Source organism: Nitrincola alkalisediminis, from assembly GCF_009821115.1.
In the GTDB taxonomy this organism is placed as follows: Bacteria; Pseudomonadota; Gammaproteobacteria; order Pseudomonadales; family Balneatricaceae; genus Nitrincola; species Nitrincola alkalisediminis.
The window spans coordinates 54,462-70,667 of sequence record NZ_VYTY01000012.1 but is presented as its reverse complement, the minus strand read 5'-3'; the positions used below and the strand labels follow the sequence as shown (position 1 = coordinate 70,667).

Annotated in this window: 12 protein-coding genes; 5 read left to right on the top strand and 7 right to left on the bottom strand. The window is 45.1% G+C overall.

The genetic code is table 11. The features are described from left to right. Positions 1 to 137: 137 nt before the first annotated feature. From nfuA to F5971_RS15810, 4 genes are all read left to right on the top strand, one after another. Positions 138 to 731 (top strand): Fe-S biogenesis protein NfuA, encoded by a 594-nt coding sequence (gene nfuA, locus F5971_RS15825; protein WP_036509787.1) that lies wholly within the window; start codon positions 138 to 140, stop codon positions 729 to 731. 152 nt (positions 732 to 883) lie between these two features. Further along, positions 884 to 3,313 (top strand): endopeptidase La, encoded by a 2,430-nt coding sequence (gene lon / locus F5971_RS15820; protein WP_193495955.1) that lies wholly within the window; start codon positions 884 to 886, stop codon positions 3,311 to 3,313. Positions 3,314 to 3,443: 130 nt separating this feature from the next. Next, positions 3,444 to 3,719 carry an HU family DNA-binding protein gene (locus tag F5971_RS15815; protein WP_036509790.1) on the top strand — a complete coding sequence of 92 codons (276 nt, stop codon included), beginning with the start codon at positions 3,444 to 3,446 and terminating at the stop codon, positions 3,717 to 3,719. Between the two features lie 151 nt (positions 3,720 to 3,870). Next, positions 3,871 to 5,751 (top strand): SurA N-terminal domain-containing protein, encoded by a 1,881-nt coding sequence (locus F5971_RS15810; RefSeq protein WP_036509792.1) that lies wholly within the window; start codon positions 3,871 to 3,873, stop codon positions 5,749 to 5,751. A gap of 64 nt (positions 5,752 to 5,815) precedes the next feature. Here F5971_RS15810 and F5971_RS15805 read toward each other — a convergent pair whose 3' ends face one another. The 5 genes from F5971_RS15805 to F5971_RS15785 form a co-directional block, all read right to left on the bottom strand. Next, complete coding sequence (locus tag F5971_RS15805; RefSeq protein WP_036509793.1) at positions 5,816 to 7,405, bottom strand: ABC transporter ATP-binding protein; 1,590 nt, start codon at positions 7,403 to 7,405, stop codon at positions 5,816 to 5,818. Between the two features lies 1 nt (position 7,406). Beyond that, a complete protein-coding gene (locus F5971_RS15800; RefSeq protein WP_237748551.1) occupies positions 7,407 to 8,603 on the bottom strand; it encodes a two-component system sensor histidine kinase NtrB in 1,197 nt (398 codons plus the stop codon). Positions 8,604 to 8,855: 252 nt separating this feature from the next. Further along, a complete protein-coding gene (locus F5971_RS15795) occupies positions 8,856 to 9,548 on the bottom strand; it encodes a hypothetical protein (RefSeq protein ID WP_193495953.1) in 693 nt (230 codons plus the stop codon). Between the two features lie 91 nt (positions 9,549 to 9,639). Continuing rightward, positions 9,640 to 10,398 (bottom strand): TSUP family transporter, encoded by a 759-nt coding sequence (locus F5971_RS15790; RefSeq protein WP_193495951.1) that lies wholly within the window; start codon positions 10,396 to 10,398, stop codon positions 9,640 to 9,642. A 93-nt stretch (positions 10,399 to 10,491) separates the two neighbouring features. Next, positions 10,492 to 11,742 (bottom strand): peptidoglycan DD-metalloendopeptidase family protein, encoded by a 1,251-nt coding sequence (locus F5971_RS15785; protein WP_157682264.1) that lies wholly within the window; start codon positions 11,740 to 11,742, stop codon positions 10,492 to 10,494. Between the two features lie 375 nt (positions 11,743 to 12,117). Here F5971_RS15785 and F5971_RS15780 point away from each other — a divergent pair, with 375 nt between their 5' ends. Further along, positions 12,118 to 13,251 carry a DUF294 nucleotidyltransferase-like domain-containing protein gene (locus F5971_RS15780; protein ID WP_036509796.1) on the top strand — a complete coding sequence of 378 codons (1,134 nt, stop codon included), beginning with the start codon at positions 12,118 to 12,120 and terminating at the stop codon, positions 13,249 to 13,251. A gap of 26 nt (positions 13,252 to 13,277) precedes the next feature. On the opposite strand, the gene F5971_RS15775 is transcribed toward F5971_RS15780, so the two are convergent. Together F5971_RS15775 and F5971_RS15770 are read right to left on the bottom strand one after the other, a co-directional pair. Further along, on the bottom strand, positions 13,278 to 16,016 hold the full coding sequence (locus F5971_RS15775; protein WP_193496021.1) for a sensor histidine kinase: 2,739 nt from the start codon (positions 16,014 to 16,016) through the stop codon (positions 13,278 to 13,280). After that, positions 16,006 to 16,200, bottom strand: coding sequence for a hypothetical protein (locus tag F5971_RS15770; protein ID WP_036509798.1), 195 nt, complete (start codon positions 16,198 to 16,200; stop codon positions 16,006 to 16,008). The genes F5971_RS15775 and F5971_RS15770 overlap by 11 nt, the downstream gene beginning before the upstream one ends. Positions 16,201 to 16,206: the final 6 nt, after the last annotated feature.

Below are 16,206 nucleotides of genomic sequence, written 5' to 3'. Positions count from 1 at the left end.
AGATGTGTGAATTCTAGCAACTTTTGTCGGTTAGGGCAGTAGGATTTTTTGACTGAATAATATCCGATAAATTTACTCGGGTTTATTTTCGGTGTATGCTTCCAACAATAATGGTAATAGGTGAGTGCTGAATTATTATGAGTATAAACGTTACGAAAGGTGCAGAAAATTATCTTGCTCAGCTTCTTGAGAAACAGAACGTAGAGGGAATTGCTGTTCGTCTTTTTGTTACTCAGCCAGGAACGCCTTACGCAGAGACCTGTCTAGCATACTGCCGGCCGGATGAAGTGAATTCTGAAGATGAAGTGTTGGATTACGAACTGCTCCGCTTTTATTTGGAAAAAAACAGTCTTCCTTATCTCGATGAAGCGGTCATTGATTTTTCAGAAGACAGAATGGGTGGGCAGCTAACAATCAAAGCCCCCAACGCAAAAATGCCAAAAGTAACAGCCGACAGTCCAATGCAGGATCAAATCAACTACATTTTATACTCCGACATCAATCCGGGCCTGTCGGCTCATGGTGGTGAGGTGAAATTGGTCGAGTTGGTTGAAGAGGAGCAGGGGGTTTTGGCAATTTTGAAATTTGGAGGCGGGTGCCAAGGGTGTAGCGCAGTGGATTTAACCCTTAAAGACGGTGTGGAAAAAACATTGATTGAAAAGGTACCCGGCTTAATCGGCGTCAGGGACGTTACGGATCACACCAACACATCTAACGCTTACTATAAGTAAATTTCTTGCACTAAATCGGAAAACAAGTCGTACAAATGTAACCTTCTTATGGGTTATCGGCTTGTTTTTTTCGGTTGATGTCCCCATAGTCTTAGAAAGTATTTTTGCACAACTCAACCTGAGTTGTTGCTCGGCACAGAGGCACGCATATTATGGATCATTTAGAAGCAAAAGATGGCGCAATTCACGTTGAGCTTCCCGTATTGCCGCTTCGTGATGTTGTTGTCTACCCTCATATGGTTATTCCATTGTTTGTAGGCCGTGCGAAGTCAATCAATGCGCTAGATAAGGCGTTAGCACAAGATAAGCAGATACTATTGGTCGCGCAAAAGAGTGCTTCAGAAGATGAACCTGTGGCGTCTGATTTGTTTCATGTGGGAACGGTTGCCAATATATTACAAATGCTAAAGCTCCCAGATGGAACAGTAAAGGTTCTCGTCGAAGGCGAGTACCGCGCTGAGATCCAATGTTTGACAGACGAAGGGAGTAACTTTGAGTGTACATTGGGTCCCTTAGTCACTGAAGAAATCTCTGAAGCTGAGTCCGAAATCTATAAACGTTCGGCGCTGGATCAGTTCGAGCGTTTTATTCAAGTAAATAAGAAAATTCCATCAGAAGTTCTCTCCTCGCTTCAGAATATTGATGATATTGGTCGGTTGGCTGACACGCTGGCAGCTCATATGTCACTTAAGTTGGAAGAGAAGCAGCAAGTATTGGAAATGCTAGGTGCCCGTGAGCGCTTAGAATTATTAATGGCCAAAATGGAAGCCGAGATTGACTTGGTTGAAGTCGAAAAACGCATTCGTGGTCGTGTTAAAAAGCAAATGGAAAAAAGTCAGCGCGAGTATTATCTGAATGAGCAAATGAAGGCCATTCAGAAAGAGCTGGGCGATATGGATGATACGGGCGCGAACGATATGGATGAACTGCGTCGCCGTATAGAGAGTGCTGGTATGCCTCAAGAGGCATTAAATAAAGCACTTGCTGAGCATAAAAAATTGCAAATGATGTCTCCTATGAGTGCTGAAGCCACGGTGGTGAGAAGTTACATTGATTGGATGTTGCAAATTCCGTGGAATAAGCGTTCTAAAGTACGCCTAGATATGCAACGTGCGGATAAGATTCTCAACGAAGATCACTTTGGCTTAGAAGAGGTCAAAGAGCGGATTATTGAGTACTTGGCGGTACAGAAGCGCGTTAAAAAACTGAAAGGGCCAATTTTATGCTTAGTTGGGCCTCCTGGGGTAGGTAAGACCTCTTTAGGTAAATCGATTGCACGTGCAACTAATCGAGAGTATGTCCGAATGGCGCTGGGCGGTGTTCGAGATGAAGCTGAGATTCGAGGTCATAGACGCACGTACATAGGTTCGATGCCGGGCAAGCTGGTCCAAAAAATTGTCAAAGCGGGCGTCAAAAACCCTCTATTCTTGTTAGATGAAATTGATAAAATGGGTATGGATCATCGTGGGGATCCATCGTCTGCACTGCTAGAGGTGTTAGACCCAGAGCAAAACAGTACGTTTAATGACCATTACCTTGAGGTTGATTTGGATCTTTCGGACGTTATGTTCGTCTGTACATCCAACTCAATGAACATTCCTGGTCCATTGCTTGATCGTATGGAAGTCATCCGTATTCCGGGTTATACCGAGGATGAGAAGCTAAATATTGCGCGTAACTATCTTATTCCGAAACAATTGAAGCAAAATGGATTAAAAGATAGTGAAGTTGTGATTTCAGATGCTGCAGTTATTGATCTGATCCGTTATTATACGCGCGAAGCTGGTGTTCGTGGGCTTGAAAGAGAAATCGCGAAAATTTGCCGTAAGGCTGTTCGTGAGATGGCGTTAGCCAAAGTGGCTGCAGGCTCGTTAACGATTGCATCTGAAAATCTAGAAGATTACTCCGGTGTTCGTAAACATACATATGGCAAAGCCGAAGAAGATGATCTGGTAGGACAAGTTACAGGTTTGGCTTGGACTCAAGTTGGAGGAGAGATCCTGACAATTGAGTCAGCCGTTGTGCCTGGAAAGGGACGTCAGATACATACCGGATCTTTAGGTGATGTCATGAAAGAGTCGATTCAGGCAGCGCTGACAGTCGTGCGTCATCGTGGTAAGTCTCTGGGCATAGCTCCAGACTTTCATGAGAAGCATGATCTACATATTCATGTACCCGAAGGTGCCACACCGAAGGATGGTCCTAGCGCTGGTATCGGAATGTGTACAGCGTTAGTGTCAGCTTTAACAGGTATCCCTGTTCGCTCTGATGTTGCGATGACGGGTGAGATTACACTTCGAGGTCAAGTGCTTCCCATCGGAGGTCTGAAGGAGAAGTTACTGGCGGCTCATCGTGGTGGTATCAAGACGGTCATCATACCGGATGAGAACAAGCGAGACTTAAAAGAAATACCTGAAAATATTAAAGCTGATCTGAACATAAAAGCGGTAAAATGGATTGATGAGGTATTGGAGATAGCGCTTGTTCGTTACCCCGAGCCTTTACCGGAAACAGATCCTGAAATCGTAGGTAAGGAAGCGAGTGGCGTAAAACCTGAGCCAGGGCAAGTAAGTACACATTAATGTGAGCCCTCGCAAAGAAAGCCCTTCGGGCGTGTTGACACTCGTTTCTTTGAGTTGGTATAAAGTGCACTAAGGTTGCAGGGTACATAACTGATTTAGTAAAAAATAATGATGCATTAAGGGGAACAATGTGAATAAATCTGAACTAATCGATGCAATTGCGGCTTCTGCGGATCTGCCAAAAGCAGCTGCAGGGCGTGCATTGGATGCTACACTAGAAGCCGTAACAAAAGCTTTGCAGAATAACGAATCTGTTGCACTTGTTGGTTTTGGTACTTTTTCAGTTAAAGAGCGTGCTGCACGTACCGGTCGTAATCCACAGACAGGTCAACCTATTGAGATCGCAGCTGCTACTCTGCCGACGTTTAAGCCTGGCAAGGCGCTGAAAGACGCTGTTAATAAGTAATGGGGCTGTGCTAGCTCAGTTTTTTAGACAAGGCAGTTTGATTATAATCTTACCCTTATTTGAACGAACTGATGCTGGTTAGTCATTGTCAAAAAAAGCGCATTCAGAAAGGGTGCGCTTTTTTTATTTTTACTAAGGTGTATTGCGAACAATGCTTCAATCCATAAGGGACAACTCAAAAGGTATAATTGCCAAAATTATCGTAGGTCTGATCGCTCTGACATTTGCACTTTTTGGTGTAGAGTCACTGGTTGGACTCGGTTCATCCGAAAAGCCAGTAGCAACAGTCAATGGTGAGGCTGTTAGCACTCAAGAGCTTATGCGAGGTGTTGAGCTGCAGCGCCGACAAATACTGTCACAAATGGGCCCCGATGCAGATCCTACGATGCTGGATGACAATCTGCTCAACCGTATGGTGTTAGAAAGCTTAATAGAGCGCTCGTTACTATCACAATCTGTTGAGAAACAAGGCCTGTATTTCTCTGAAGAAATGCTTGATCAGTTGATTGTTAATACGCCTCAGTTTCAAGTGGATGGTCGCTTTGATCGAAACCAATTCGAAATGGTTTTGCGCAGTGCTGGCTTCACTCCATTGACCTATCGAGAGTTGTTGAGACTGGAAACCTTGATCGATCAAGAGCGGGCAGGCTATGTGCTGTCCTCATTTATGACTCGACCAGAAATAGAGCGTATTGTGTCGTTAGATCAGCAGACACGTGATTTTGCCTATGTAAATTTGCCCTTGTTGCCAATTTTGAATCAAGTGAGTGTGACTGAGGAGGAGATCCGTGCGCGCTACGATCAAAATGCAGCGGCATTACAGACGGAAGAACAAGTAATACTGGACTATGTATTGCTTGAAAAAGTCGCTTTTGTTGATCCTGAGCAAGTGAGTGACTCGGAGGTTGAGTCCCTTTACCAGCAAGCCCTAGCTGAGTTTAGAAGTGAGGAGTTACGTGATGCTGCCCATATTTTGATTGAGGTTGATGAGCAGCGAGATGCTTTGGCAGCGTTGGCCCGAATTCAGGAAGTTAAGTTGAAGCTAGAGGAAGGGGAGGATTTTGCTACCCTCGCCCAAATGTATTCTGACGACATAGGTTCAGCATCTGAGGGTGGTGCGCTAGGCTTCATGTCACGTGAGATGCTGGTGGGTGCATTTGCAGAAACACTGTTTGCCATGGAAACCGTGGGCAGTATTTCTGAGCCTTTTCAAACGGAGTTTGGTTATCACCTCATTAAGCTTGAAGGTGTGAAGCAGGAAGAAATGCCGTCTCGTGCAGACCTAGAAATGGAACTGCGTTATGAAATTGCAGAGCGTGATGCAGAGCGTTTTTATGTCGAAGCATTGGAACGTTTAGCGGATTTATCATTTTCTTCAGCTGATCTTGTTGCACCCTCTGAAGAGCTAGGTTTAGAGGTCATGACATCCGAAGCGATATCTCGAAAGGGTGGGACGGGTTTGTTAGGTGGTCACCCTCGAGTTTTAGATGCCGCTTTTAGTCAAGATGTCTTAAGGGATAGGTTGAATAGTCTCCCAATCGAATTGGATCGTGAGCGGGCCGTAGTTGTGCGTCTGAATCAGCATCAGCCCTCTCGGCAGGTGACGTTTGAAGAGGCAAGAGATTCGATAGAGCTCGAGCTCATAACTGAAGTCGCCAAACAGCAGCTTCGTGGGCAAGCGGATGCTTGGCTTGCCAGTTTTAAAAATGGTGAAGTTCCGCAGGATATGAGTGATGAATATTCTTGGGTTGATATAACGGGTGTAAACCGTGGCGCTCAAGATGTTTCTTCCGAGATACGCAATGCGGCTTTTGCTATGAGTTCTGACCAGTTGCCAGCATTTGAAGTGATCTCGTTACGAAATGGTAACTTCGCTCTATTAAGATTAGACAGCGTTAATCGTGTAGAAGCGGATCTAACAGAAGATGAAATGGCGTTTATGCTCTCTTTCCTAGGTTCAAATCAGGGGCAGATAGAGTATGAGGGTCGTGTACAAGGGTTGCGACAAGCGGCGACAATTGAACGTAACTAAGGCGACAATTCGTTTTTCGTTTTAACAAAAACCCCAGCCAAGTGCTGGGGTTTTTTGTAGGTGTTTAGTGAAGTGCGAAGGCTGCATTCATTAACGATTGTGTATAGGGGTGTTTGGGCGATGCAAAGACTTCATCTGTGAGCCCTGATTCAACCGTAATCCCATCTTTAACCACCATGACGCGATGACTAAGTGCTTTAACAACGGATAAGTCATGGCTGATAAACAGATAGCTGAGCTCATAACGCTTTTGTAGCTCTCTGAGAAGTTCGACGATTTGTCTTTGTACCGTGCGGTCTAAAGCAGAGGTAGGTTCATCGAGGACGATAAGGTCGGGACGGAGTACTAGGGCTCTGGCAATGGCAATGCGTTGACGTTGGCCGCCCGAAAACTCATGGGGGTAGCGCTCAGCCGATGACGGTTCTAGGCCCACATCAACCAAGGCTTCTTCAACACGCCGCCGAATTTCGTTGGGGTCTTTAACGCCATGAACCTCAAGCCCCTCGGCAATCGATTCTCCGATCAACATTCGAGGGCTCAGGCTGCCAAATGGGTCCTGAAACACAATTTGCATTTGCTTACGTAAGGGTTTGACGTGCTTTTGCGTGAGTGAGTGCAAGGGGTGAGATTGAAAATGTATTTCACCTGACGATTGGATTAAACGTAGGATGGCCAGGGCTAAAGTTGTTTTGCCTGAGCCTGATTCCCCCACAACTCCGAGAGTCTCTCCTTTTCTAAGCTCAAAGTCAGCGCCTGTGATGGCTTTGTGGTAATCGGTGACGCGTTTAAATAAACCGGTGTAGATGGGAAACCATACATTTAATTGACGAACGTTTAAAATCACAGGGCTATTCGGTTTTAGGGGGTAAGGTTGGCCAGAAGGATCTGCTGATAGTAATTTTTGCGTGTAGCTTTGTTGGGGGTGATTAAACAGTAATTCAGTGCTTTGGGTTTCAATAAGCTTCCCTTTGCACATGACGCATACACGGTCAGCAAAATGCTTCACAATACCTAAATCGTGAGTGATCAGCAGTACGGCCATATTGAGTTTTGTCTGGAGAGTGCGCAGCAGTTCGAGTATTTGTTTTTGAATTGTGACATCTAAGGCTGTTGTTGGCTCATCCGCAATCAAAAGTTCTGGTTGGTTTGCAAGAGCCATTGCAATCATTACACGCTGACGTAATCCACCTGAAAGTTCATGAGGGTATTGTTTGAGTCGTTTTTCTGGAGCAGGGATTCCGACGAGTGCAAGCAGTTCTAAACTTCGCGATTTTATCTCTGCTTTTTTCAATGCTTGATGTAACTGTAAAGACTCAGCCAATTGCTTTTCAACCGTATGTAATGGATTGAGTGAGGTCATGGGCTCCTGAAAGATCATGCTTACTTTGTTTCCTCGAACGTTTCTTAGACGCTCTTCTGGTTCATTCAGTAATGATTCTCCTCGATACAGTATCTCACCGCTCGGGTAGCGGGTTATGTTTTTCGGCAATAGCTGTAAAATAGATAAAGCTGTCACTGATTTACCTGAACCTGATTCACCAACCAATGCTAAGCACTCACCCGGTGCTATTTCGAAGCTGACGTTATCAACGACTGTTTTATTTGAAAAAGCAATCGACAAGTTCTTTACGGAAATCAGAGACGTGTCCTTCATATTAATGCACCTGTAGCTGGATATTAAAGGTTGTGCCATAGTGAGGATCGGAGGTCACAGCAATATGTCCTTGGTGTTGCTCGGTAATGATGAAGTGCGCAAAAGACAGGCGTTTACTCATGTCTTCACTTGCTGAATCGGAAGGGTTATTGAAAAAAGGTTCAAACAGTGTCATTTGCTCATCATCCGATAGCGTCGCTCCGTTATGATGAATCTTAATCCAGATAGCATCATATATCCGTTCAATCTCTATTCGAATAAGAGGATTGGTTGTACGCGCTGCAATGAGAGCATCGTAAGTATGCCGGAACAGGCTTAGCAATGCCTGTTGCATTTCAATGATATAGCAGGCTATTTTCGGTAGGTGAGTATCAAATGATTTCTCAATCCGGATTTCAGAGAAGTTAAGGTAGTCGGAAGACGTAAGTACATCACCGGCAAGTGTTAAGGCATGTTGGGTAATTTCAGTTAGATCCGCGGCTTGGCGAATATCACTACGCTTACGGGCAAAGGTGAGTAAATTGTTAATGATTGCGGTGACATTCCGACCTTTTTCCGATGCGTCTGCCAGAAGGTGGTTGAGTCGCTGGATCTCTTTACCGCATGATGAGTTTTCTGCCATAAGTTGACCTGATGTCAGTAATCCTTGAAAACTCGACAAATCCAAAAGTATTCCTTGTAATGGAGCGTTAATGTCATGTGCCATAGTGGCGGCTAGCTCGCCCATGGAAGACATTTTGTCGTTATGGATCAGCATGTTTTCAGCTAAGATTTTTTGGGTAACATCATCAATCAGAATAACAACGCCCGCGTCCATCTGATTGTGCAAGGGGTAAATGGTTATGTTGAAATAATACAGACCATTTTGGCTTTGCTTAATATACACGGCTTCTCGGCTATTAAGGGCGCTGTTGAGATGCTCTTCGGTGATATTTAACGTGGGGTACGTATCCCATAACCGCGTGCCCAGCGCTTGTTCACGACTGACTCCAGAAATTGCTTCTGCTTTGTTGTTCCATTGGGTGATGAGATGGTGTTTATCTAAACCGATGAGCATAAGAGGGAGTGAACATAGAATATCGTCTAGATAGGCTTGTGAGGATTTTAGTGCAGACGTGCGTTGAACGACTCGTTCCTCAAGTTGACCTTTAATCAGTGTTAGTTCTTTGTTCGTCTTAAATGCTTTTCTCCAAGTCATGAATAGAAAAAAAGCGGCCACGGACAATAGTATTATTAAAACGCCGCTCGAAAAGTTTGCAATGTATTGCCAATTGGTGCGGCCGTCAGCAGTTTTGAAATAGTTTACCAAGCTCGCTTGGGCAAGAGGACTGATTGGGATAAGTAGGCAGCTTAAAAAAATATGTCTCATGGTATGCAATGGGGCGGCCCCGTCTCCTTTCGAGATGTTAGCAGGGTTGCAGAGTGCAACATGTGTTGAGCTATATTGGCATTATTGTGCGCAGGTTTGATCCCGCATGTTACAAATATTTGAGCGGTTTAAAGTTGCTTGCCAATGTTGTATTTCCGCATTGGGTAATCCGATTTCGTTAACGGAAGAAAAGGGAATGGTTCTCCAAGACTTACTCAGGGTGTAAAGAGCTGATTCACCTCGAATGACACGCGTCAGAATAATTTCGCCCCAGGCTGCATCAAGGACTTGTCCACACCAGCTAATAATCATTGCACTTTCATAACGAGGTTGCGTTACGGTTTGCAGGGGTTGAGAGTAACTGAAACGACACTCCTTACTCAGGGTGGATTTCAGATCATTAAGATAGTGTTGAGGCAGTAACACCGGATTGTCGATGACTTGGAATGCGAGCATTTGCTTCCAATTAATAAGGTTTTGTTCTTGGGGGACAAGTTCATCCACTCCACGGTTGTTAAGCCACTCTCGATAGACTGAATGCCAATTAGCGGGAACATAAGCTTGTAGCAGTTCTCCACCCTCTGGGTGGGCCAGGACTTGAGGAGTTGCGAGTATACGAAAACCGGCAGGTGAGCCCTGCGCTAATCCTTGTATGGGCATCAAAATAGCCGATACAGCAAACAATGTGGCCAAAGCAGGGTGTCGTTGGGTTAATGATGAGCGTGTTGAGTGTCTCACTAAAAAAGAGAATAAACGCTTCTCGAATGTCATCATGCGCGTAACCTACGTGTCAAAAGTGTCAGACTAAATATTAACAGTATCTTGTCGTGTTTTCTTCAATCTTATTTAATTTACTCAGGTGGGTTTAAGCGTATTGCTGCCAAATTAAGCGCGCACAGATAATCATGGAGACACTGACAAGTAGGGGCTTTATTAAGCGGGTACCTTGGCTAATAACTAACGTTGAGCCGAGGCGGGCGCCTAAAATTTGTCCTGCAGCCATGACTAGGCCGGCACTCCATAAAACTTGGCCGGCAAAGGTGAAAAAAAGAAGGGATGCGAGGTTGGATGTGAAATTCAAAAGCTTGGTATGTGCTGTCGCTTTCACTAAGCCAAAGCCAGCAAGTGCAACAAATGCAAACGCAAAAAATGAGCCAGTGCCTGGCCCAAAAAAGCCATCATAAAATCCGACGCTTGTTCCAATCAGTAAAGCAAAAGCCGAGTGTGATAAACGTCGTTCACTATCGTCATTGGTGATTCGAGGAGAGAGTAAAAAGTAGATGGCAAATGCCATGAGTAAGAAGGGTAATAGTTGACTTAAAAAGCCAGAGTCGACACGTTGCACTAAGAGTGTCCCTAAGGCACTGCCAATGAATGTGCAAAAAATGGGAAGCTTCATTGTTGATAGTTTAATGAGGCCCTTTCGCCAAAAAAATAATGTCGCTGTAAAAGCCCCAAAACTACTTTGTAGTTTGTTTGTTGCCAACGCCATAGTAGGAGGCATGCCAGTTGCTAGCAAAGCCGGAATTGAGATTAAACCGCCTCCGCCCGCGATTGAGTCAACAAATCCGGCAGCAAATCCGGCAAGCCCCAGTAGCATGAGAATGGATAAATCGAGTTCCATTATTGACGTTTCATAGTGATCTAAAAAAGGACGAAGCTCTATTCTTATGCTTCATTAGAGAGTGTTTCAAAAAGTTGTTCATTTAAGTACAACTTAGCTTCCAGGTTGGTTAGCATTTTGAGAGCGCATTGCAATTTGCTCTTGGCTAGCGACTTCCATCACACTAACCAGTTGTTCGACCCGTTGGTTGAACTTCGCCAGTTGCTCTCTAGGAACAGAAAGTGCCATCGGAAGATTAGCGGTCATCGGGTTTACAGGCCTACCGTTAACATGGAGTTCGAAGTGTAGGTGGGGGCCTGTCGAGCGGCCTGTGTTGCCTGAGAGAGCGATGCGTTGGCCGCGTTTAACGGTGTCACCACGCTTCACCAATTGACGATTTAAATGTAAATAACGGGTCTTGTAGGTAGAGCCGTGTTGGATCTCAATATACTTGCCTGCAAATGGATGATTTTCGACACGTGTAACAACACCATCACCGATGCTGACAACGGGGGTGCCAATGGGCATAGCGAAATCAGTCCCATTGTGGGGAGCGACACGTCGTGTCACTGGATGAAGGCGTGTTGGGTTAAAAGGTGAGCTAATGCGGAAATTCTGATCGTGAGGAATGCGTCGGAATGCACGTGTTAGGCTTTCACCTTTTGCATCGTAATAGTTTCCATCTTCAAACAAAAAGGCGGTATAGGTCGATCTATTTTGTTGTAAGCGGATGCCTTCGATAGTCGATTGCCCTGTATGTTCATCGTTGACACGCTGCGAACTGCGTACAATCTGAAATCGATCACCGGCTTGAATTTGTCTATTAAAATCGATTTGTTCCCCCATCAGTTTATTGACTTCGAGGATTTCAGATTTTGTTAGACCCGCTCGAATGGCAGAGACATAAAAACTTCCGTAGATTTCGCCAGCAATAATTTCTTGTTCCCAGACCCCCGGATTAATGAGCTCCTCAAATTCAAACATCGTCTCGTCAACGCGACGATAAATAACGCGATTGCCTGCATGAATAAAGAGCTCCATCTCTAGCAGGTCAGATGTTTCAAGGTCTTTACGGAAGGTTAAGTGGTGTCCGGGCCGAATAATGTCTAGCGCGAGTACTTGTTCGTCCGCAGCTAGAATTTGATACATGATGGTTTGGCCGATTTCAAATTTGTCGAAAATAGAACTGAGCGTATCGCCTGCTTCAATTGAATAACGGACGATGCCAGGCTCTTCCTCGACGGTTTCGACAACATCGAGTGCGATTTCATGCTCAAATGTGAGCAGGTTCTCATCGTGAAAAATATCACTAAATTCAGCATCAAGACGTATTTCTTGAGCAAAGTCATGCGGGTCTTCATTCATTTTGACACTTACAGAGGTCTCGTCATTTGATGTCTCTGGCATAAGGAAAGCAGAAGCCAGCAAAAAAACAGCGATCAGTAGAGCACATAAGTGTGGTAGGGGAAGAGCGGATGTTAAGTGCTTAGGTAAATAAACTTTTCTCAATTGCATAAAAAACCCACAATCCTGCAATTAATATGACGAACCAAAATTTGATGCCATTATCACTTTATTAATGAGGTAATTGCAATCTTATGAGCGATTTATCTTGTATTTGTGATCCAGATCAAGAGTCCGTTGAGCCCAACAGGCAGACAAGCGAATAAGACTAGAGGCTAAAAGACAGCAGAACCTTTAGGCGCTATACCTAGCGAATAATAATTAAAGGAAATAGACATGTTCGAAACGCAACGCGCCCTTGTGTTGGGCTGGAGAATGCTGTTTTCTCAGACTCGTTTACCGGATACCCAAGGTTGGCCGGATTGTCTATCGGGACTTGCCAGTGTCTTAAGTGCGATGTCTTCATCTGATGTAACGCGTGTTAAAGCCTTGCAAGTTCCGCTTGTTGAAGCTTTGATGGAGTTACAGTTGCCAGCGTGGCACATCAGTCAAATTCTAAGTGATCATAATGATTGGCTTTATCGTTTTGCTATTCAAGAGTCCATTGCTGAAATGCAGCAGCAAGGTTGGGGTGAAGCACCCTGTCGATTTTGTGTGCTGTGTATGGGCTCGGGAGCACGATCCGAGAGTTTATTAAACCCTGACCAAGACAATGCTTTGATTATTGAAGATTATCCAGATGCTCGACAGGGGGAAATCGATCTTTGGTTTCAGACATTATCAGAGCGCTTTACCGATAAATTAGATTTAGTAGGCATCCCGTTATGTAAAGGGCATGTTATGGCGCGCTGGCCTCTGTGGCGTAAGACGCTATCTCAGTGGTGTGAACAGTTCAGGCAATGGACGTCTCGCAGAACCGTTCGTCAGGTACAATTTTCCAATATTTTGTTGGATTTCAAACCTGTGTTTGGTGACTCTTCATTAGCTGATGCGTTTCGTGAGTATGCATTGAGCCGAATGCCAAGAGCGGGTTTGTTTTTACATGAAATGAGCGAGTTGTTGGATGAGACTCCCGTGGCATTGGATCGTTTTGAACGTCTTCATGGCGATGGGAAAGAGACACCCCATCAAGATGCAATTAATCTAAAGAAGCAAGGATTATTGCCTTTGCAAGCCGCCTTGAGGTTACTTGCGCTAAGAAAGGGCGTAAGTGAGCAAAGTTGCCAAGCGCGTTTAGCGGCCTTGGCCGAGCAGAGGGTGATTCATCAGGATCATGCAGAGGCGTTGCTGCTGTCGTTGCATCATATACAAGATCTCCTGCTTCACTCGCAATTGAGCGCTTTTAAAGAGGGGCGTCCGATCGATGGCTGGGTGGATTTACGAACATTGAATCCTATGAGTAAGCAGGTGTTGCGCTTAGGTTTACTATCCATTAAGGAGTTGCAAAAGAAAGCGCGTATTTCCGTCTGATTTAGTCTGGAAGAGTAGCGATGCGTTCATAGATCAGGTGCTTTCGGTAATTCCATTATGATATGAGCCCCTTCAAGCGAGGCGGGGTCATCAATCCAGAGCCGCCCTCCCATATGGGCTAAGATGCCGCGGCAAATAGGCAAGCCTAATCCTGTCCCTTTTGGGCGTCCTTTGGGTCTAGCTTGATTGCCTTGCTTAACTTGATGAAATTTTTCGAACACCAGCTCGCGTTGGTCTTGAGGTATTCCCTCTCCATTGTCTTCTACACTGAGTCGAAAGCAACGTTTGTTTTGAGTGAGTGTGACGTTAACTTTTCCTTTCGTTGAGTTCGCAAATTTACGAGCATTGTCCAACAGGTTTATAATCACTTGCTGTAGTCGATCAGTGTCTGCAATCACCCAAGCCTCCTCCAGACATAGATTTACTTGGATTTTAATGTCTCGCTCTTCATAAAGACGAATAACGGCCTCAATTGATTGCTCTAGGGCTTCAATTAAATTAATGCGCTCGGGTTTCAGCTGCATACGCCCCGATTCGATTCGGGCTAAATCAAGAATTTCTTCTATTAACCGTGACAGTCGTTCGCTTTCTCTCACAATCACATCTAAAAAATGGGCGCGTTTTTCTGAAGCAATGTTGGGTGTGTCTCTGAGTATTTCGGCAAATGCGCGTATTGATGTCAGTGGGGTTCTGAGTTCGTGGCTGACCATAGCGATGAACTCATCTTTGAGTCTGTCGAGTTCTCTCAGTCGATCATTGGCTTCACGTAGCTCTTTGCCGATTAGGGATAGTTCGGTAGATTTTTGTTCTAAACGACGATTGTATTCGAGCGTTTGCGAGGTTGTATCTAAAATGCTTAAAACGGCCTGTAGATCTAAGGCCTCTCCTTTAACGACTGAGTTAATCAGAACGCGTGCGGACGCGCTTCCAAGAGACCCTGCTAATTGTTTTTCAGCCGCATTAATCAACGCTGGAGAAGCAGGGTCTTCTGCACCGCCGGTTCGTTGCTCATGAATAAATGAAGAAAAAAGCCGCTCAGTTGCGGAGGCGCCCAAGTATCGATGGACGAGTTCATGTAATTCACCGCGGCTGGTGTGTCCATGCCACATAGGTGTATGTAGCTGGTCTTGTTCGAGAGCTCCACAGAAGATGGCGGCTTGCGTTTGTTCAAATTGTGTTTGTCGGGTGAATTGGGAAATTAGGACAATTAATCCTATATTGACGAACAAGCTCCAAAACAAGGAGTGGGTATAGATATCTAAGCCGTCAAATCCAAACAATTGGTAGGGCCTGAGTACTTCGATACCCCAAGGTCCTTGGGTAATGAGTTCAATTCCAATCCATCCAGATTGGGCAAAACCCGGAATTAACAAGGTATGACACCATACAATAAACCCCCCGATCAATCCTATCATAGCCCCTGTTTGAGTGGCGCCACGCCAGTACAGTCCTAATAAAAGTGCCGGGGCAAACTGTGCGGCGGCGGCGAATGAAACCAAGCCAATCGTTACAAGGGTGTAGGACTCCCCTATGAGTGCATGATACAAATACCCAAGTAAGAGTATGAATAGAATTGTGATGCGCCTAATTCCCAGCAGCCAAGGGCTCAAATCCGATTGTCGATCAAGATGCAAGCGCCGCCAGCGTAATAGAATGGGCATCACTAACTGGTTGCTGACCATTGTTGAGAGCGCAATGGTTTCAACGATAACCATTCCTGTTGCAGCTGATAAGCCACCGATAAATACCAGCATCGGTAAGGTTTTAGCGCCTTCAATCAGGGGCAGTGTCAAGACGTAGCTATCCGGACTTAGATTGGGATCGTTTAACATCATGCCTGCCAGCGCGACAGGAATGACAAAAATATTGATGGCCAGTAGGTAGAGAGGAAACATCCAAGAGGCGCGTTTGATATGACTTTCATCAACATTTTCGACCACCATTACCTGAAATTGTCGTGGTAGTGTGATAAATGCGAGCATGGATAAAATCAGCAATCCAACCCAACCGGAAGCGCCACCAGGAATTTTTTCAAGACCGAGTGTCGACATGAGCGCTGGATGGTTAGCAGCCTGTTCAAATAGGTCAACAGGACCTGCATACAGATAAAAGGTGACAAAGATACCCACGGCTAAGAACGCCATGAGCTTAACTAAAGACTCAAACGCGATGGCTGAGACCATTCCTTCATGGCGCTCACTGGCATCGAGTTGCCGCGTTCCAAATAAAATAATAAACACGGCCAGTACGAGCGAAATCCAAAAAGATTTATCGGCAAAGAACAGCATTGATTGGCTTGCGTCTGTTGTGGGTAGGTTAAAGTCTGCAAGAATTGAGTAGCTATAGGTGATGGCTTTCAGCTGAAGCGCAATGTATGGGATGATCCCGATCACTGCAATAACGGTAATGATGGCGCCAATGCGTTGGCTCTTTCCATAGCGAGCGCTGATAAAGTCTGCAATGGAGGTTAGGCGTTGCGCTCTAGCAATCCGTACCATTTTGCGGATCAGCATCCAGCCACTGAGCATAATCAGTGTTGGCCCTAAATAAATTAATAAAAAGCTGGGGCCTGCTTCAGTCGTGCGACCTACACTTCCATAAAACGTCCAAGCGGTGCAATAAACGGCAATGGATAAGGTATATACCGTTGGGGAACCAATGATGGACCGTCCTTGTTCAGCTCGTTTATCGCCAAAAGCAGCGATTATGAAGAGCAGTGCCAAGTAGCCAAATGCAAAGACGAGAATAATGGCTTCACTCATCAGAGGTTTCCAAAAAATAGGCAGCGATAAGAATGATGCCAAGCCAAACGGAAAATATCCAAATGGTTAGGCGTGACAGTCCTGAGCTTGACGGAGTGTCAAACAAGAAAATGAACGGCGGTGAAAACAACAGGCCACATAATAGGACGATGGCGATCATGCGGCTGGATAAGCTTTTTTTTTGCATGGGGCT